Here is a 19,653-nt window from a genome sequence, read left to right as displayed (position 1 = left end):
GTTATATCCAATTGCAATTCTGACAGGAGTTAGCTGATCAATAACTAAAGAGTGATAAATTGCACTATCCAAGATAGATAAACTATCCTTTTCATCATACCTAGGAGCAATCTTTCCCGTTATTCTCTCAAATGATTTAGCAGCATAAAAAGTAGAAAATGCAGGTGCATCTAATGTTTTACTTCTATAAGAAAAATATATATCATCAATCGTCGTTAATAGATCTATAGAATCCTTCAACTGTTCAGGCAAAAGCTCTTTTTTTACTTCAAATATTGCCACAACATCTTTTACATGGTATCTTTTTTTATTGGTGTGCCTAATTACTTCACCTTCACCATGTACAACCATGCAATCAATTTGTCGCGATTGCCCACCATGTCCATCATGAATAAAACCATTCACAACAGATAGATTTAATTCTGAAGGTATTACTTTTTTTAATATATCCTTTGTCAATCCTTCATACATTTCCCCTATAGTCGGAGCATGGATAATATCGGAATTATTCAATATATCACGTTCTGCTATCATGAAACACCTAAGCATTTCTGAAACATTATTAATTTCCATTTATCCAACCTTCATATTATATCTATGTTACTTAAGTTAACAGCTCTAATTTTATAGAACGTTAGCTACCTATTGAACTTTTCTTTCTTTGTGGCATTTTTAATAAAAACCTACTAAGTGCACAATAAATATTAGAACAAAGTACATACAAAAAATAGTACGACTCACTTGTGAGTTTTGATGGTCATCTTGGTGGTCTTGACATAAGAGACTTTTTAATTATCTTTTATATTAGCCAGTTACTGGCAAAGGCGATCCCAGTCAGAGGAGCCAAATTTGAAAAGCCTGCTTTTAAAGCAGGCTTTTTGCTTTTGTGGGTTACAACACAAACTCGTAATGAGAACCATCGGGCAGTTCTACATCCAGCCGTAGCTTCCCTCCGGCGGCCTCAACGTAGCGTTTCAAAGAAGAAAGCTTAATATCGCGTCCTGCCTTTTCCATGACGGCGACAGTAGGTTGTTTAATACCCAACGCCCTGGCCATATCTACCTGCGTTTTTTGCACTTTTTCACGTAACTCGGCCAGATGGATATTGAGCAAAATATCCGTTGCCATTGCCTGTGCGCTGGCAACAACCTCAGGTTTTTCATCTGCAATAAGCTGCTCCAGGGTTCTGCCCATCGCGTTAATTCCTCTCTTTTAATGTGTTCAGCCAGCGAGTGTATTCCCGATCCGCAACGAAGAGCATCTCATCGTAAAATCGCCTTTCATTACCGACCTTATTGCCCGCACACAGTACAATACCCGTACGGTTCGGATCGAAAGCGAAAAATGCCCTCAGCGGATCACCCTTACTCTGGATACGCAACTCTTTCATGTTGCTGTGGCGGGAGCCCTTCAGCGTATCGGCATACGGTCTGGACAGACCCGGTCCCTTCTCCCGCAAAACAAGTAGCGCAGCCAGTACACTGGCTCTCTCGCTATCGTTTAATGAGGTGAACCAGTCGTCAAACCTGTCCGGAGTTTTAATCGCCCACACGGGACCTCCTTGTGCAATATAGATCAAAAACTATATAGATGCAAAACAATAGTGCCGATTATGCAGACAGATTGGCTGGTATGCAGGTTAAGGATGCAAAATATGGAAGCCGTCTTCAGAAATAAAGGAGAAACAGGGTGAAGGGGGAATACAAGCCCGGAAAGCGCAACCGGGCAGACGCGTAGTTAAATCTGATAATCAATCGCCACTTCTTCCGGTTCCATCACCTGGCGTTTGATCTCATCCACGGACAGACCTGCATTGCACAGCTCGATAAATCGCCACACGTAGTTGCGCTGAAGCTGCCCGCGCTTTAGCCCAAGCCAGACGGTATTCGCGTCGAAAAGATGACGCGTATCCAGGCGCACCAGATTTCCGGCTTCATATTCTCCGCCAGACTGCTCGGCCACCAGGCCAATCCCCAGCCCTAACTCGACGTAGGTTTTGATCACGTCGGAATCCTGCGCGCTCAGCACCACGTCCGGTGTGAGACCTTTACGCTTGAACGCTTCATCAATGCGCGAGCGTCCGGTAATGCCCTGCCGGTAGGTAATCAGCGGCCATTTGACGATCTCTTCCAGCGTCAAGGGCGAAACCTGATTCAGGGGGTGATCGGCGGGTAACAGCAGGCTGTGATGCCAGCGGAACCACGGGAACGCCACCAGCAGCGGGTCGTTGCTCAGCCGTTCACTGGCGATACCAATATCTGCCCCACCGTTATGCAGCAGCACTTCGATTTCCTGCGGCGTGCCCTGGATCAGTTCCAGACGTACGTCCGGGAAGATCTCACGAAATGCTTTGATAACGGTCGGAAGACTGTAGCGCGCCTGCGTATGGGTGGTGGCGATTGTCAGCACACCTGACGCGTCGTTGGTAAAGAGATCTGCCAGCCGACGAACGTTGCTGGCCTCGTTGAGAATGCGCTCAGCGATGGTCAGCAATGCCTTGCCTGGCTCCGTCATGCCCAGCAGGCGCTTGCCGCGACGGATAAAAATCTCAATGCCTAACTCCTCCTCAAGCTCGCGGATATGTCGGCTGACGCCTGACTGGGAGGTGTAAAGCATGTTGGCGACCTCGGTCAGGTTGTAATCCCGCCTGGCCGCCTCACGAATAATTTTAAGTTGCTGGAAATTCACGATTCACTCCGGCGCATCTGACATAAGGCTATTGTTAGAGTCAGCCGGGCTGGAGAACAAATAATAAAAACCAGCATCTTATGCTTATTTGGAATATCAGCTGACCAGTTGCAGCTCGCGATTTTCCAGCGACGGCTTACTGACCAGAGACATCAGGATCTCTTTCACCGCCTGCGCCTGCGGTGACAGGGAGCCGCGCGCGGACATATTCAACGACAGCGGTAAGCTCATGGATGGCGTGGTGATGCGGGCCATCCAGCCATTCGCCGCGCTGCACAGTGAACGTGCGGCAGACTCGGGCAGTACCGTTACCCCCATGCCGCTGGCAATGGCGGCAGTCAGCGTGGAGATGGAATCAATCTCACCGATAATCTTCGCCGTCAGACGGCGCAGCGAGAACGCTTCGTCAACGCGAACGCGCACGGCGCTGTAGTCGCGCGGCAGGAACAGGTTCATCTCTGCCACGGCGGTTAAATCAATGCTCTGGCCGGGGCAATCACGGGTCCCGACCAGATAAAGATCTTCCTTAAGCAGCGGCTGGCTGGTGATCCCGGCAACCGGTGAGCGATCGTACAGCACCGCCATATCCAGCTGACCGTTGAGCAGTTTGTCATTGAGCACGGAACCACTGTTCTCATGCAGATAAACCAGCACTTCCGGTAGCTCCGCGCGCACCGCCTGAAGCAGCGGCATGGTTACCGACGATGCGGCCGTTCCCGGCGCCAGGCCAATGGAGACATTCCCGCTCAGGGTCTGACCTACGTTGTGCACGGCCAGTTGCGCCTGTTCGCACTGACGCAGGATCGTACGGGCATGGGTATATAAAATTTTTCCCGCTTCGGTAGGCGTTACGCCGCGCTTGGTGCGGATCAACAGTTGCTGGTCCATTTCGCCTTCCAGAGTCGCGACCTGCTGGCTCAGCGCAGGCTGCGCGATATGCAGCACTTCAGCCGCCTGGGTCAGGCTGCCGATATCGACGATTTTTACGAAGTATTTCAGTCGTCTTAAGTTCATGTTGCCCCCTGTTCGAAAATAGCGTGCCGGTAACGGCTGTGTTGTTAAACAGGTTTTGCAATATGGATGCCAGGTTTTGGCAGCGAATAAATATCTTTGCTAAGCGGCTGAAAATAAGGAAAGCCAATCGCTGGTGCCTGTTTTCAGACAGTGACAACGGATTCCGATCTGCCCCATTCGGGGTATATCTGCACAATAATGGTGCATTCCGTTGGCAAAAACGTCAGTTTGCTGTTTTTGTCAGCAAACAGTCTAAAGTCGGCGATCCATCCTTTGACAAGGCGTACGCAGGTCGATAATATGCGCCCCGTTCACACGATTCCTCTGTAGTTCAGTCGGTAGAACGGCGGACTGTTAATCCGTATGTCACTGGTTCGAGTCCAGTCAGAGGAGCCAAATTTGAAAAGCCTGCTTTTAAAGCAGGCTTTTTGCTTTTCTGCGTTTGGTAAGTTTGTCGGGTGACGCTCCGCTTATCCGACCTACGGTCCTGTAGGCCCGGAAAGCGCAACGCCACCGGGCATTGCAAGCCTCACCGGCATCCCCGACCGCCGTTCCAGCTCAGCGCCCGCCCCTTCACTTATCAGCTGCGTCCTTTGCGCGGCCGAAATGGGCAGCGGCACTTTTCGGGTTGATTCAAATTCCGCGCGATTGCGTGAAAGCGGCTCGTGAACCTCTACCCAGCGGCTACCATCCGGCTCGGTGGTCACTTTTACGGGCTGATCGATAAGCTGTACCCGCGTCCCCACCGAAACGTTATCGAACAGGTATTTGATATCGTTATTACGCAGGCGAATGCAGCCCTGGCTGACGCGCAGGCCAATGCCGAAATTTGAGTTGGTACCGTGGATCGCGTACAGCCTGCCGATATAAAGGGCATACAGCCCCATCGGGTTATCCGGCCCGGCGGGAACGAACGCGGGCAACGTTTTCCCCTCCTTCGCGTAAGCACGTCGCGTATTTGGCGTGGGTGACCAGGTTGGGCCTTCCTGTTTGCGCTCAACGGCGGTTACCCAGTTACGCGGCGTTTCGCGCCCGGCCTGACCAATGCCAATAGGCAGCACCTCAACCGTGTTGCTGCCGGGTGGATAATAGTAAAGACGCATTTCCGCGACGTTCACCACAATCCCTTCACGCACGGTTGGCGGCAGAATAAGCTGCTGCGGCACCACCAGCGCTGTACCGGCACGTGGTAAAAACGGATCTACCCCCGGGTTAGCTTCCAGCATATTGCTTAACCCTTGCCCGTGCTGCGCTGCAAACGCTTCGAGCGGCAGGGTATTGCCTTCAGGTACGGTGACAGTTATCGGCGCTCCCACCAGGCGGCTCCCCTCGGGAGGGAGTGGGTAGGTTACAGCAGATGCAGCGGGAACCAGTATACAAAGCGTAAAAACGAACGCGGCAAATCGAATCATAGTGTTCTGTACTCGGTCAAAGAGAAAGCCTGCCGGTGGGCAGGCTTAGCCTACTCATTCAGTTATCCTTTCGTCGTGCGCCATCTCCGGGTAAGGACTTTTTCCGCTTCCACAATCATGAACATTGCGAACCCGATCAGGAAGGTAATGATCCAGTAGCGGAACGGCAGCGCTTCGGTACCGAACAACATCTGCATAAATGGCGCATAGACGATCAGAAGCTGAAGGGCCAGAAGTACGCCGCTCACGATCCATATGCCCTTGTTAGCCAGCAGACCTTTACTCAGGGAGAAGCCATCGGTGACGCGGCAGTTGAGCATGTAAAACCACTGGGCAGTGACCAGCGTTTGCAGCAACACGGTGCGGATGAACTCCGCCGAGTAACCGCGCGGTTGCAGCCAGGCCTCCAGCACAAAGGCGCTGATGGCAATCATCAGGCCGACAAACACCACGCGCCAGATGGCGTAACCGTCCATCACGTGCAGGTTAGACTTACGCGGCGGCCGGTTCATGATGTCCTTCTCACCCGCTTCAAACGCCAGACCAAACGACAGCGTTGCCGAGGTTGCCATGTTCATCCACAGGATCAGTACCGGTGTTAACGGGATCAGGTTCCCCGCCAGCAGGGCAATAATGATCAGCAGGGCCTGGGCGATATTGCTCGGGATAACGAACAGAATGGTCTTTTTCAGGTTGTCGTAGACCCGACGCCCTTCATGGACCGCCCGGGCAATGGTGGCAAAGTTATCATCCGTTAACACCATATCGGCGGCTTCTTTGGTGACTTCAGTACCTTTGATCCCCATCGCGATGCCGACATCCGCCCGCTTCAGCGCAGGCGCATCGTTCACGCCGTCCCCGGTCATCCCGACCACTTCCTGCTTACTTTGCAGCGCCTGCACCAGACGGAATTTATCTTCCGGGCTGGTTCGGGCAAAGATATCGTATTTTTGCGCCGCCTCGCTCAGCTGGTGGTCGTCCATCGCCTCCAGTTCGCGCCCGGTAATGGCGCTCGCCGCGTTGCCAATACCCAGCATCTGACCAATGCTCATCGCCGTTTGTGGATGATCCCCGGTAATCATTTTCACGCGAATGCCCGCCTGCAAGCAGTCGGCAATGGCCGATATGGCTTCCGGGCGCGGGGGATCCATCATGCCCGCAATGCCGAGCAGTATGACCCCCTCTTGCAGATCCGCATGCGTCAGCTCGCGCTGCCCGCTGGCGGCCGGTTTCCAGGCCGCAGCCACCATGCGCAATCCTTCGCGCGCATACTCTTCAATCTTCTCTTCCCAATAGTGCAGGTTGAACGGCTCCAGCCCGTTTTGAGTCTGCTGGTGCTGGCAAAGACGGAAAAGGACGTCCGGCGCACCGGTGATTAACATCACCTCTTCGTCGCCCAGGCGATAAAGGGTGGACATGTATTTATATTGCGAATCGAATGGGATTTTACTGCGCAATTCGGCGTCAATTGCCGGAAGCGGGATTTTTGCCGCCAGCACCTTCAGCGCGCCTTCGGTAGGCCCGCCGGTGATTTTCCACAGCCCCTGCTCATCTTTGATCAGCTGGCTGTCATTACAGAGATCGACGGTGCGCAGATAGCGCTCCAGCACAGACCCCTGGGTCACGGTTACCGGTGTTGGATCGTCAACAGGGTGAATATTGCCCACCGGCTCGTAGCTGTCTCCCTCCACGCGGTAGGTGGTGTCCGCGGTAATCACCGCTTTTACCGTCATCTCATTCATGGTCAGGGTGCCGGTTTTATCCGAGCAGATCACCGTCATCGCCCCCAGCGTTTCCACGGTAGGCAGCTTGCGAATAATCGCCTTGCGACGCGCCATCGCCTGCACGCCCAGCGAGAGGATGATAGAGATAATGGCCGGTAAACCTTCCGGCACCGCCGCCACCGCAAGGCTAATCAGCGACAGCACCAACTCTGAAACGGGCATATCACGGAAGATAAGACTGAAAACGAACAGCGCCAGCATCATCACCAGAATGGTGATAAAAATGGTCTTGCCGAGCTTGTCCATTTGCACCATCAACGGGGTACGGTGTTTTTCAATGTCTGACATCATCTGGTTGATATGGCCGAGTTCGGTCTCCCCCCCGGTCGCCACCACCAGCCCTTTTCCCCCGCCGGAGCTGACGGTGGTGCCAGAATAAAGCAGGTTGTAACGGTCGCCTAACGGCAACTCCCCGTGGAGCGCATCGCTGCTTTTCTCCACTACCGTGGATTCGCCGGTAAGAATAGCTTCTTCCACCCGCAGGTTGTGCGCCTCTATTACGCGAAGGTCGGCAGGAATGCGATCCCCGGCGCGTATCACCACGATATCTCCCGGCACCAGCGCTGTCGTCGGGATAGTTTCATGGTTGCCCTGCCGGATGACCACAGCCTCGCTGGAGAGCATATTACGAATGCTTTGCAGCGATTTCTCCGCATTGCTCTCCTGAATATGTCCAATCAGGGCGTTGATGATGGCCACCCCAAGAATGACAAACATATCCACCCAGTGTCCCATTATCAGCTTCAGCAGCGCCGCCGCCAGTAGGACGTAAATAAGGACATCGTTGAAATGGGCCAGAAAGCGCAGCCAGCCAGGTTTACCCGGTTTTTGCGGTAAGGCATTTTCACCGTATTTTTCCAGTCTGGCGGTGGCTTCTGCACTGGTAAGTCCGTCCAGGCTGGATTGGATATTTGTCAGGGTTTCATCAACGGTCTGTTGATAATACGGATGGTGAGGCTTTTCTGTTATCATCGTTCCTTCCTCGGGTTCTTTTCAGAAATCACCTTGCTTTCATGTCATTAACGAATAACGAAAACAGGAACATGTGCATAACGAACGATACTCGCCGCCTCTGACCCTAATAAATGGGTTTGAATATTGGGATTGCGCGACCCCACAATAATCGCGCCGACGTTAAGTTCATCCGCCAGTTTGATTACCTCATCACGTATATTCCCGCTGCGAACATGTAGATGGACATTTGCTTCCGGCAGGCTGATTTTTTTTACCAGCGCGGCCAGTTTTTCTTTAGCATTATTAATCATATATTCATCCATCTTTCTCGCGTCTGCAATAAAACCGCGGGTCAGTTCCGCCGAGAACTTTGGCATAACGTACAGCAGATGGACATTACCCGATGCGCTTTGCGCCAGGAATTGGGCATGCTGTAGCGCTTTATCAGACAACGCTGTTTCGTATACATCTACCGGCACCAGAATCGTTTTATACATATCAAGCGTCCTTTTTATAACCAACACAACAGTGAGTGAATCAGGAGAGATCGCATCAAACCTATGGGTACAGGCGTGAATGCCTTTTACGGAAAAAAGGAATGGATGCTATTAAACGTAGCACAGGAATATCAGGATGTTATTCAAAGGGGATACGCTATCGTATCGCTTGTTTCGCCTGAGTATGTCACGCCACTAATAATGGTTATTTAACATTTATTTATTCACCGACTATGCTCATAGTCAGACATGCAACACGTTCATTCTCATTATCCCGCGCCACCTTCAACCTCATGGAGGAATGCATGTACGGTTTAAGCCTGATTCGCCTTGGTTTGTTTATTGCGCTTGCCATTATCGCCAGCACAGCAATCGGTTTATTTACCTATGTGGTCGTCTCGGCCCTGGCGGAATAGTGCCACCCCAGCATTGATGACGAAATAAATAAAACAATTATTATCAGGGGAATACTGTGAAGCGCTACCTCTCTCTTCTGCCTGCTGTTTTATTGCTGCTGACGGCGTGCGACCCCAAACCCGACCGCGCCGCGCCCCTGCCGAAAATGGTAAAAGTCGCAGAGGTGGTTAAGGCTGGCAACGCGCAGCAGCGCGTATTTCCCGCACGTATCGAATCCGGCGACGCCACCGATCTCGCGTTCAAACGTGCCGGGCAGATTGAGACCCTGGACATTCGCCAGGGTGCCGTTGTCAAACAGGGGCAACGGCTCGCCAGTCTTAACGATCGCGAAGCCCGGCAGCGTCTGAACGACAGGCAAACGGCGGCGACCCTGGCTCAGCGGCAATTCGACCGCTTCCAGACCCTGGCAGGACGCCAGGCCGTGTCGAAGGCCGAGATGGATGTCCAGCGCGCAAACCGCGATTCTGCAAACGCCGCGCTACAGATTGCTCGCGAGGAATTAAGCCAGATGACGCTCGTCGCCCCCTTTAGCGGGACAGCGGCCAGCGTACATGTGCGAAATCATCAGGTCGTCTCAGCCGGCCAGCCCGTCGTCACCCTGACCCGTACCGACCTGCTGGACGTGGTGTTCAGCCTTCCAGAGAACCTGTTTAACACCTTCGATATCCGCAATGCGCAGTACAAACCGGTAGTGAGGATCAACGCCCTGCCCGGTCGCGAGTTTACCGCTGTGTACAAAGAGCACTCAGGCAGTAGCGACAGCAACACATTGACCTGGCAGGTGATTTTAACCATGCCCCGCCCGGATGATTTTCCCGTCGTGGGCGGCGTCAGCGGAACGGTCACCATCAATTTAACCAACCTACCGGCGGGCGTGGGCAGTGAGGCGCTGGTGGTGCCGGTTGAAGCGGTCTTTAACCCGGATAACCGCCCGCGCAATGAGCCACACGTCTGGGTGGTGACGGGCGAAGGCGATACATTGCACCTGGAAGATCGTAAGGTCAGCGTCGGGCAAGTCAGCGCTGAGGGGGTCGTCATCGTCGGTGGGCTTAAGGCGGGTGAACGCGTGGTGGCCGCAGGCGTTGGGGAGTTACATCCCAACCAGCCGGTACGTATCTGGACGCGTGAACGGGGACTGTAATGGATATCTCTCGTCAGTTTATCAGCAACCCGGTTCGCGTCTGGCTGACTATTCTGCTGCTGGGCGTAGGTGGCATTATTGCCCTGTTGAACATCGGCAGACTGGAAGATCCGGCGTTTACCATCAAAACGGCGGTGGTAATCACTCATTATCCGGGCGCGTCGGCGCAGCAGGTTGAGGAAGAGGTCACCCTGCCACTGGAAAACGCGCTTCAGCAGTTACCTTACCTGGATAACGTCAGCTCCATCTCCTCCAGCGGCCTGTCGCAGATCACGGTCAATATAGCCTCGCGCTACCACTCAAATGCGCTGCCGCAAATCTGGGATGAACTGCGTCGCCGGGTGGGAGATGCCGCCCGACAGTTTCCACCGGGGGTAGTGACCCCGTTTGTGAATGACGATTTTGGCGATGTGTTCGGCTTTTTCTTTGCCATTTCCGGCGATGAATTCAGCAATCCGGAACTGGTCCGGTATGCCGAGCAGCTGCGCCGGGAGTTGGTCCTCGTGCCGGGCGTGGGCAAAGTGGCCATCGGCGGAGCCCTCACCCAGCAGATTAACGTGGACATTTCTCTGAGCAAAATGGCCGCGCGCGGGATTACGCTTAACCAGCTTTCTGCCCAGCTCAGCAGGCTGAACGTGGTTTCCAGCGCGGGAGAGATCCCCTCCGGTACTGAGTCAATTCGTCTGCATCCTACCGGTGAATTCGAAAGTATTGACGAGCTGGCCGATCTCATAGTGACCCCGCCCGGCGTTGGGGCGGCTACCCGTTTACGGGATATTGCCACCCTGTCACGTGGGCTGGATGCGTCCCCTGCCAGCATCTACCATGCCAACGGCAGAAAAGCCGTCACCATGGGCGTCTCCTTTATACCCGGCGTTAACGTGATCGACGTGGGACATGCCCTGGAGGCGAAGCTTGAGCAGATGTCAGCCGAGAAACCGGCAGGTATCCATATCGACCTGTTTTACGATCAGGCGGCGGAGGTCGGGCATTCCGTCAACGGATTTATCATTAATTTCCTGATGGCGCTGGCGATTGTCGTCGGTGTGTTGCTGATCTTTATGGGCTTACGCAGCGGGCTCATTATCGCCTTTTCCCTCGCGCTCAACGTGCTGGGCACGCTGCTGATCATGTATCTCTGGGGCATAGAACTACAGCGTATTTCACTGGGGGCGCTGATCATCGCCCTCAGTATGCTGGTCGATAACGCCATTGTGGTTGTCGAAGGGGTACTGATAGCCCGGCAGCAGGGCTCGCCTCTGCTTAACGCCATTAACGCTATTATTCGCCGCTCTGCGCTGCCGCTGCTGGGTGCGACGGTCATCGCCATCCTGGCTTTTGCGCCCGTCGGGCTGTCACAGGACTCCACCGGCGAATACTGTAAGTCGCTGTTTCAGGTGTTGCTGATTTCGCTGATGCTGAGCTGGTTCTCAGCCCTCACCATTACGCCGGTGCTGATTAAATGGTGGCTGTTTAAACATGACGCAGCACCGCCAGACGCCGACGAAACGGATCCCTACGACAAACGCATCTATCGGATCTACCGGGGTTTGCTCAATGCACTGTTACGGCGTAAAGCGCTAACGCTGATGGTGATGGCCGCACTGCTGGCTGCCGCCATCTGGGGCTTTGGCTCGGTGCGGCAGAACTTCTTCCCCTCATCCAGTACGCCAATTTTCTTTGTCGACCTCTGGCTCCCTTACGGGACCGACATTAACTGGACCGAGAAGATGACCGGTGATATCGAGAAAACCATTAACGGCCAGCCTGGCGTGGAAACTACGGTCTCGACGATTGGTCAGGGAAGTATGCGATTTATTTTGACCTACAGCGGACAGCGGCAGTACAGCAACTATGCACAAATCATGGTGAGAATGGACGACCAGCGTAACATCCCCGCCCTGACCCGCCACGTTGATGAGTACATTGCACGGAACTACCCGCAGGTTAACGCCAGCACGAAACGGGTGATGTTTGGCCCCTCCGGTGACAGCGCCATTGAAATACGTATTAAGGGCCCCGATCCGGACAGGCTGCGTCTGATCGCCAGCCAGGTAGACAGTATTCTTACGCGCGATCCGGCGACGGACAGCGTCAGGAACGACTGGCAAAACCGCAGCAAAGTGATCCGCCCGCAGTACGTCACCGCGCTGGGACGTGAGCTTGGCGTGGATAAGCAAGACGTCGATAACGCCCTGGAGATGAATTTCTCCGGCAGCCGGGCGGGACTGTACAGAGAAGGAAGCGACCTGTTACCCGTGGTGGTGCGCCCGCCGGAAAGTGAGCGGCTGGACGCCAATCACCTGAATAACGTCCTGGTCTGGAGCCAGACCCGGCAGCAGTATATTCCGCTGAGCAACGTCGTCAGCGGCTTCGCGCTGGAGTGGGAAGATCCGCTGATCCTGCGTCGCGACCGCTCGCGCGTGCTGACCGTGCAGACCGACCCTGACCCGCTAAGCCAGCAAACGTCCGGCGATATTCTCGCCCGCGTGAAGCCGCAAATAGATGCCCTGCCTCTGCCTCACGGCTACAGCATTGAATGGGGCGGGGACGCGGAGAACTCCAGCGAAGCGCAGCAGGGGCTATTTACCACGCTGCCGCTCGGGTATCTGGTGATGTTTGTGATCACGGTGCTGATGTTCAGTTCGGTGAAAAACGCCGTCGCTATCTGGCTGACCGTGCCGCTGGCGCTGATCGGCGTTACGCCCGGTTTTTTACTTACCGGGATCCCCTTTGGCTTTATGGCACTGATTGGCCTGCTGAGCCTGAGCGGGATGCTGATCCGCAACGGCATTGTGCTGGTGGAAGAGATAGAGCAGCAGAAAGCGCAGCAGGATCAGCACAGTGCGATCGTTTACGCCGCCACGTCGCGCCTGCGTCCCATCCTGCTCACCGCCTTTACGACCGTGCTTGGCCTCGCCCCCCTGCTGCTGGATGTGTTCTTCCAGAGCATGGCCGTTGTGATTATGTTTGGGCTTGGGTTTGCTACAATCCTGACGCTGCTGGTACTCCCCGTAATTTACGCGTGTTTTCATCGTAAGGACGAAGCTGAACAACAATGAATGCGACAGGGCTGAACATCATCAAGACGCTGGGCTGTATGACGGCGGTCACCTTCTTCACCATCTACAACACCTGGGACCATTACGATTATGACTATCACTGGATCCTCGGTTTTTTAACCTTCATTTCGACCATCGCCACGCCGTTGTTTTTTGTGGTTGCAGGGTATCTGGATGGGCAATCCCGACACGGCACGCGCTGGCAGCTGGATAAGATCAAAAGCCTGGTGATCGTCTTTCTGTTCTGGGTAACCATTTACTACCTGTGGGAGCCCTATCAGCGCGGATATCTGATCCAGCCCTGGTTCGTGTTCGCATTTGTCGTGATTTACACTTTTCATCCGGCGGTGGAGTGGCTCAGCCAGCGGCGAACGCTGTTTTGCGGGGTGATTGTCACCCTGCTGCTTTTCTCATACGGGTACGATTTGCTGTCAGCCCTCTATCCTGATGTCCACGTGCTTTCATTGTCGCCGCAGTATCGCCTGTGGACGTGGCTGCTGTTTTATCTGACGGGGCAGCTCTTTTGCGATCCGCAGATTGCGGCGTGGATCGGCCGCAAAAATGTGGTCAGGGCAGCGGTGATTGCCATACCGTTTATTTATCTCTTCACGTGGTTTTACGAACGGCATTTCTTTTTTGCGCTATTTAAAGCGGACAGAAACGCCTTTATCCTCACCGGATCGCAAATCTACATCCTGATTATTGCCCTGGTGATTGCGGCCAACGGCGTACGTTTTCGCCGCAATGCGGAGTTTAAAGAGTCCGTGCTGGCCGCCATTAGCAAAACGATGACCGGGGTCTATATCATGCACTACTCGGTGTTTCACCTGCTGACGGCGCTCATTCCGGTAACGTCCCTGAGCACCAAACTTGCTCTGATTGTGCTCACCTTTGTTACGTCGGTCCTGTTTTCGCTGCTGATTCTGTCCAACGCAGTGGCCAAAAAAGTGATCACACTTTAAAAGCCCAGGCGCAGCCAGGCAAACAGCACGTTGCCGTTGTTGTAGGTTCCGGGAATATAGGTGAACTGGACGGTGACGCGCTTATATCCGGCAGAAAAAAGCGGGAAGATAAACGGCAGCGGGACATAGTTGGCAAAGTCGTCGCGCGCGGTGATCCCCGCGGCGGCCCCCAGCCCCAGACGGAAATCTTTTGCGTTATCCAGATACCAGCCCTTTTCCCAGCCGTAGCCCATCGCGGGCTGCCACTCGTTATGTGAATCTTTAAACATCATGGCAAAGAGTGCGCTCCAGTTGCCCTCGTCGTTGTAGCGAGAAACGCCCAGTCCGCCGCCCCACGGCATTTCGTTGTAGTTATCCGTTTTCTCTTTGTCATACATAAAGCGGGCATGCCAGCTCAGAAACGGCAGGTAGAGATCGTAACGATCCGGCTGCTCCCAGGTCTGGGAAATATCGTCTGTTACCGCATCCCACCAGCGGTGGATGCGCTGTTCGCCGTAGACTTTTGGCTCCGCATGCAGCGGCGAAGCCACCAAAAACAGGACTACCCAGAGTGCAGGAAAGAGGCGTTGCATCGTTATTCCCTCAGCTTACGTCACACAGCGATCATTATTACTGTAAACCATTCAGCCCTAACCGGAGCCAAACAGGCTGATTTATATTGGGACCCGATAAGATGAAATTTATTGATTCTGCGCTTTCAGGAAAGATAAAAACGTTTTCTCAGGCCGTCTGTCGCGGTAGTCTCATACGTTCCGTCAATATGACGGCTGCAACGTGAGTGACCTTTTCTTATACCAATAATTAAAAATCAGTACAGACAGGACAACTATGGACTCCACCCTCATCTCCGCTCGCCGCAACGAGGAGACACCTTCGCTTAACCGCGCCCGCCGCGCCGCTTTAGGTAGCTTCGCAGGCGCTGTCGTCGACTGGTATGACTTTCTGCTCTACGGTATTACCGCTGCGCTGGTCTTTAACCGTGAATTCTTTCCTCAGATCAGCCCCGCCATGGGCACGCTTGCTGCGTTTGCCACCTTCGGCGTCGGTTTTCTGTTTCGTCCGCTGGGCGGGATAATTTTCGGCCACTTCGGTGACCGCCTTGGCCGTAAGCGCATGCTGATGCTCACCGTCTGGATGATGGGCATTGCCACCGCGCTGATCGGTGTTTTGCCCTCCTTTGCATCGATTGGCTGGTGGGCCCCGGTGTTGCTGGTGACGCTTCGCGCCATTCAGGGCTTTGCCGTCGGCGGCGAATGGGGCGGCGCGGCACTGCTGTCCGTGGAAAGCGCGCCGAAGAATAAGAAAGCGTTCTACAGCAGCGGCGTGCAGGTAGGTTATGGCGTGGGTCTGCTGCTCTCCACGGGCCTGGTGTCGCTCATAAGCCAGCTCACGACAGACGAGCAGTTTCTGAGCTGGGGCTGGCGTATTCCGTTTATCTTCAGCATTGTGCTGGTCGTGGTGGCCCTGTGGATCCGTAACGGCATGGAAGAGTCGGCTGAGTTTGAGCAACAGAAGCGCGAAAAACCGGTCGCAAAAAAACGGCTGCCGGTGATGGAAGCGCTGGTGCAGCACCCTGGCGCTTTTCTGAAAATTATCGCCCTGCGCCTGTGCGAACTGCTGACGATGTATATCGTCACCGCCTTCGCCCTCAACTACTCCACGCAAAACCTCGGCCTGCCGCGGGAATTGTTCCTGAATATTGGCCTGGTGGTGGGCGGGATCAGCTGCCTGACCATCCCCTGCTTCGCCTGGCTGGCGGATCGCTTTGGTCGTCGACGGGTGTATATCACCGGGGCGCTTATCGGCACACTCAGCGCCTGGCCGTTCTTTATGGCGCTGGAGGCCCAGTCGGTCTTCTGGATTGTCTTCTTTGCGATCATGCTTGCGAACATCGCTCACGATATGGTGGTCTGCGTGCAGCAGCCGATGTTTACCGAGCTGTTTGGCGCAAGCTACCGCTACAGCGGCGCGGGCGTGGGATATCAGGTGGCGAGCGTGGTCGGCGGCGGGTTTACGCCGTTTATCGCCGCCGCGCTGGTGACGTTCTCCGGCGGGAACTGGCACAGCGTGGCGATTTATCTGCTGGCAGGTTGCCTGCTTTCTGCCGCCACCGCCCTGTTGATGAAGGAAACCGCGCACAGCTGATCTCCTCACTTTTGTTTCACAGGCGTGTGACATACTATCGGGTATAGCCGCACACCTGTGGAACAAGGAGACAGACATGAATAATAAGGGCTCCAGCCTGACCCCGGCTCAGGCGCTGGAAAAACTCGACGCGCTGTATGAACAGTCCGTCAATGCACTGCGCAGCGCCATCAGTGACTATATCGAAACAGGGAAACTTCCCGATGAAAAGGCCAGAACCCAGGGCCTTTTTGTTTATCCATCGCTCTCTGTCACCTGGGACGGCAGCGCCAGCAGCAATCCGAAAACCCGCGCCTATGCGCGTTTCACCCACTCCGGCTGTTACAGCACGACCATCACGCGACCTGCGCTGTTCCGCCCCTATCTGGAAGAGCAGCTTACCCTGCTGTATCAGGATTACGGCGCGCATATCAGCGTTGAACCGTCCCTGCACGAGATCCCTTACCCGTACGTGATAGACGGCTCAGCGCTGACGCTGGATCGCTCCATGAGCGCGGGCCTGACCCGCCATTTCCCGACCACTGAGCTGTCGCAGATTGGCGATGAGACGGCGGACGGGATCTATCACCCGGCAGAGTTTTCACCGCTGTCGCACTTTGATGCCCGCCGTGTCGATTTTTCGCTGGCACGCCTGCGCCACTACACCGGCACCCCAGCCGAACATTTCCAGCCGTTCGTACTGTTTACCAACTACACCCGCTATGTAGACGAATTTGTCCGCTGGGGCTGTAGCCAGATCCTTGACCCGGACAGCCCTTACATCGCTCTCTCCTGCGCGGGCGGGATCTGGATCACCGCCGAAACCGAAGCACCGGAAGAGGCCATCTCCGACCTGGCGTGGAAAAAGCACCAGATGCCCGCCTGGCACCTGGTCACCGCCGACGGTCAGGGCATTACGTTGATTAACATCGGCGTTGGCCCGTCGAATGCGAAAACCATCTGCGACCATCTGGCGGTTCTGCGCCCGGACGTCTGGCTGATGATCGGCCACTGCGGCGGCCTGCGTGAAAGCCAGCTGATTGGTGATTATGTCCTCGCCCACGCTTATCTGCGTGACGACCATGTTCTTGACGCGGTTCTGCCGCCGGACATTCCTATCCCGAGTATCGCTGAAGTGCAGCGCGCCCTGTACGACGCCACCAAAGAGGTGAGCGGCATGCCGGGTGAAGAGGTGAAGCAGCGCCTGCGTACCGGTACGGTCGTCACCACCGACGATCGTAACTGGGAGCTTCGCTATTCCGCCTCCGCCCTGCGTTTCAATCTCAGCCGTGCGGTCGCGATCGATATGGAAAGCGCCACCATTGCTGCGCAGGGCTACCGCTTCCGCGTCCCGTACGGCACGCTGCTGTGCGTGTCCGATAAACCGCTGCACGGCGAGATCAAACTGCCGGGTCAGGCGAACCGTTTCTACGAAGGGGCGATCTCAGAGCACCTTCAGATTGGAATTCGCGCCATCGATTTACTGCGTGCAGAGGGCGACAAACTGCATTCCCGTAAGCTGCGCACCTTCAATGAGCCACCGTTTAGGTGATACTAAGGACACAATATGCACACCACATCACCGCTTACGGCCCTGCGCCAGTGGCTACAGGACAATCAGCTCGACGGGATGATTGTGCCGCGCGCCGATGCCTGGCAGAGCGAATCTTGCGCACCGTATGATGCAAAGCTGGCCTGGCTGACGGGCTTTGACGGCTCGGCGGGGCTTGCGCTGGTACTGAAAGACAGAGCGCTGCTGTTTGTTGACGGACGCTATCAGATTCAGGCCCGCGTACAGGTCAATCTCGACGAGGTGGAGATCCACCATCTGCACAACGAGCCGCTGGCCGAGTGGCTGGCGAAAAACGTTGCGGCCGGCACGCGCATCGGCTTTGATGCGCTGCTGATGACCAATGCAGAGTTTACGCGGCTCTCGGCCACGCCGTGCGAATTGGTACCGCTCGCGCGCTCTCCGTTCGATACCCTCTGGGTTGACCGCCCTGCCTCCCCCGCAGGGCTTATCCGCGAGATGCCTGTAGACATCAGCGGCGAAAGCAGCGCCGCCAAACGCCAGCGCGCCGCCGCCGTGCTGGCAGAGCACCGCGCGGATTATCTGGCCGTTACCCTGCCGGACAATATCGCCTGGCTGCTGAACGTGCGGGGCTCAGATATCCCCTTTTGCCCGGTGCCTCTGTCGTTTGCCCTGCTGAGCCGCGAGGGTGCGGTGGAATGGTTTGTGGATGATAGCAAGCTGAATGCGCTGCCGGATGCCGTGCGGAACGCCTTCACGATTGCGCCTCAGGAGGCCTTTATCCCGCGCTGTAGGCAGCTTGCGCAGGGTAAGCGGGTCATGATCGATCCCGATTCCGCACCGGTGGCGTTACGCTTTGCGGTTGAACCTCAGGGGGAAATTATCTGGCAGACCGACCCGATCACCCTGATGAAAGCTACGAAAAACCCGGTGGAGCTGGCGGGGTATCGTGAATGCCATCACCAGGACGGTGCGGCATGGGTGAATTTCCTGGCCTGGCTGAGCCGGGAAGTTACTCAGCGAGCCGCGTCGGGAATGCCGCTGACCGAGCTTGACGTGCAGGCGAAACAGCTTGCGTTCCGCCTGCAACAGCCTGGCTTTGTCGAGCCGAGTTTCGCCACCATTTCCGCTTCCGCGAGTAACGCGGCGATGTGCCATTACCACTCAAGCGAGGCCAGCAACAAGCCCATCGGCCACGACCACTTTTACCTGAATGATTCCGGGGGGCAGTACCGCAACGGCACCACGGACGCGACGCGTACCCTGGCCTGGGGAAAGGTCGATCCACAGCAGCGTTTGCACTACACCGCAGTGCTTAAAGGCTTCCTGTCGCTAATTACCCTTCAGTTCCCGTCCGGCACTCAGGGGCACCAGCTGGATGCCTTTGCGCGCCGTCCGCTGTGGGAGTTGGGACTGGATTACGACCACGGCACCGGGCATGGCGTAGGGCATCAGCTTCTGATCCACGAGAACCCGCACCGTTTTGCGCAAAAGGTCAACCCGTGGCCGCTGGTGGCGGGCAATATTATGACCATTGAGCCGGGTTACTACCTGGGCGATAGCCACGGTATTCGCATTGAAAACCAGGTGGAGATTGTCGAAAGCCGTCCGGGATTTTGTAAGTTTGCCTCGCTGACGCTGATCCCAATCGATTTAAGCCAGGTGGAGCTGCATCTGTTGAGCGAGTCAGAAAAACAGTGGCTGGATGAGTACCACCAGCAGGTACGAGAGGCGCTTTCACCCCGGGTGGACAGCGATGCGCGGCCGTGGCTGGTGGAGGCAACGGCGCCAATACGTGTGAACCGGTAGTGCGGCTTTTGCCGGGTGGTGGCTTCGCCTTACCCGGCCTACGATTCGATGTTTTTGTAGGTCGGGTAAGCGGAGCGCCACCCGACAATTTTACTGAACGCAGAAAAGCAAAAAGCCTGCTATAAAAGCAGGCTTTTCAAATTTGGCTCCTCTGACTGGACTCGAACCAGTGACATACGGATTAACAGTCCGCCGTTCTACCGACTGAACTACAGAGGAATCGTGTGAACGGGGCGCATATTATCGATGCGCCCTGAG

Annotated in this window: 15 protein-coding genes and 2 tRNA genes; 7 read left to right on the top strand and 10 right to left on the bottom strand. The window is 55.2% G+C overall.

Translation table 11 applies throughout. The features are described 5' to 3' along the window. From IM282_RS21145 to nac, 5 genes are all read right to left on the bottom strand, one after another. Positions 1-573: DUF6602 domain-containing protein (locus IM282_RS21145; protein ID WP_370553897.1), on the bottom strand; the 573-nt coding region annotated here is incomplete at its 3' end. Between the two features lie 318 nt (positions 574-891). Further along, complete coding sequence (locus IM282_RS21140; RefSeq protein WP_017383313.1) at positions 892-1,194, bottom strand: helix-turn-helix domain-containing protein; 303 nt, start codon at positions 1,192-1,194, stop codon at positions 892-894. Positions 1,195-1,198: 4 nt separating this feature from the next. Further along, positions 1,199-1,552: a type II toxin-antitoxin system RelE/ParE family toxin gene (locus IM282_RS21135; protein WP_192970803.1), complete on the bottom strand. Its 354-nt coding sequence runs from the start codon at positions 1,550-1,552 to the stop codon at positions 1,199-1,201. Positions 1,553-1,737: 185 nt separating this feature from the next. Beyond that, positions 1,738-2,688 carry an HTH-type transcriptional regulator Cbl gene (cbl, locus tag IM282_RS21130; RefSeq protein WP_003859532.1) on the bottom strand — a complete coding sequence of 317 codons (951 nt, stop codon included), beginning with the start codon at positions 2,686-2,688 and terminating at the stop codon, positions 1,738-1,740. Positions 2,689-2,784: 96 nt separating this feature from the next. After that, positions 2,785-3,702, bottom strand: coding sequence for a nitrogen assimilation transcriptional regulator NAC (gene nac, locus IM282_RS21125; RefSeq protein ID WP_022648585.1), 918 nt, complete (start codon positions 3,700-3,702; stop codon positions 2,785-2,787). A 320-nt stretch (positions 3,703-4,022) separates the two neighbouring features. On the opposite strand from nac, the gene IM282_RS21120 reads away from it, so the two are divergent. After that, positions 4,023-4,098: transfer RNA gene (locus IM282_RS21120), tRNA-Asn, on the top strand. 83 nt (positions 4,099-4,181) lie between these two features. On the opposite strand, the gene ldtA is transcribed toward IM282_RS21120, so the two are convergent. The 3 genes from ldtA to IM282_RS21105 form a co-directional block, all read right to left on the bottom strand. Continuing rightward, positions 4,182-5,114 carry a L,D-transpeptidase gene (ldtA, locus tag IM282_RS21115; protein WP_032671311.1) on the bottom strand — a complete coding sequence of 311 codons (933 nt, stop codon included), beginning with the start codon at positions 5,112-5,114 and terminating at the stop codon, positions 4,182-4,184. Positions 5,115-5,176: 62 nt separating this feature from the next. Then, entirely contained in the window at positions 5,177-7,870 is a 2,694-nt protein-coding gene (locus IM282_RS21110) for a cation-transporting P-type ATPase (RefSeq protein WP_023300513.1), read from the bottom strand. 47 nt (positions 7,871-7,917) lie between these two features. Beyond that, positions 7,918-8,349 (bottom strand): universal stress protein, encoded by a 432-nt coding sequence (locus tag IM282_RS21105; RefSeq protein WP_023300514.1) that lies wholly within the window; start codon positions 8,347-8,349, stop codon positions 7,918-7,920. Between the two features lie 472 nt (positions 8,350-8,821). Between IM282_RS21105 and IM282_RS21100 the strand changes: the two genes are divergently transcribed. Genes IM282_RS21100 through IM282_RS21090 form a run of 3 tightly spaced genes read left to right on the top strand, consistent with a single transcriptional unit; the run spans position 8,822 to position 13,931 of the window. Beyond that, positions 8,822-9,907 carry an efflux RND transporter periplasmic adaptor subunit gene (locus tag IM282_RS21100; protein ID WP_022648590.1) on the top strand — a complete coding sequence of 362 codons (1,086 nt, stop codon included), beginning with the start codon at positions 8,822-8,824 and terminating at the stop codon, positions 9,905-9,907. After that, positions 9,907-12,969 (top strand): efflux RND transporter permease subunit, encoded by a 3,063-nt coding sequence (locus IM282_RS21095; protein WP_155025687.1) that lies wholly within the window; start codon positions 9,907-9,909, stop codon positions 12,967-12,969. Before IM282_RS21100 ends, IM282_RS21095 begins: the two co-directional genes overlap by 1 nt. A 38-nt stretch (positions 12,970-13,007) precedes the next feature. Continuing rightward, complete coding sequence (locus IM282_RS21090) at positions 13,008-13,931, top strand: acyltransferase (RefSeq protein ID WP_160863192.1); 924 nt, start codon at positions 13,008-13,010, stop codon at positions 13,929-13,931. Here IM282_RS21090 and pagP read toward each other — a convergent pair. After that, positions 13,928-14,503 carry a lipid IV(A) palmitoyltransferase PagP gene (pagP, locus tag IM282_RS21085; protein WP_023300518.1) on the bottom strand — a complete coding sequence of 192 codons (576 nt, stop codon included), beginning with the start codon at positions 14,501-14,503 and terminating at the stop codon, positions 13,928-13,930. The two genes, IM282_RS21090 and pagP, sit on opposite strands and share 4 nt — an antisense overlap. Positions 14,504-14,759: 256 nt before the next feature. Here pagP and shiA point away from each other — a divergent pair, with 256 nt between their 5' ends. The 3 genes from shiA (at position 14,760) to IM282_RS21070 (ending at position 19,395) form a co-directional block, all read left to right on the top strand. Further along, entirely contained in the window at positions 14,760-16,076 is a 1,317-nt protein-coding gene (gene shiA, locus IM282_RS21080; protein WP_023306549.1) for a shikimate transporter, read from the top strand. A gap of 76 nt (positions 16,077-16,152) precedes the next feature. Continuing rightward, positions 16,153-17,607: an AMP nucleosidase gene (locus tag IM282_RS21075; RefSeq protein WP_022648595.1), complete on the top strand. Its 1,455-nt coding sequence runs from the start codon at positions 16,153-16,155 to the stop codon at positions 17,605-17,607. A gap of 15 nt (positions 17,608-17,622) precedes the next feature. Continuing rightward, on the top strand, positions 17,623-19,395 hold the full coding sequence (locus IM282_RS21070; RefSeq protein ID WP_192970802.1) for an aminopeptidase P family protein: 1,773 nt from the start codon (positions 17,623-17,625) through the stop codon (positions 19,393-19,395). A gap of 143 nt (positions 19,396-19,538) precedes the next feature. Here IM282_RS21070 and IM282_RS21065 read toward each other — a convergent pair. After that, positions 19,539-19,614, bottom strand: a tRNA-Asn gene (locus IM282_RS21065). Positions 19,615-19,653: the final 39 nt, after the last annotated feature.

The sequence above is a fragment of the Enterobacter cloacae complex sp. P29RS genome (assembly GCF_014893445.1).
Classification (GTDB): Bacteria; Pseudomonadota; Gammaproteobacteria; order Enterobacterales; family Enterobacteriaceae; genus Enterobacter; species Enterobacter intestinihominis.
This window is presented reverse-complemented; position numbering and strand designations above follow the sequence as displayed.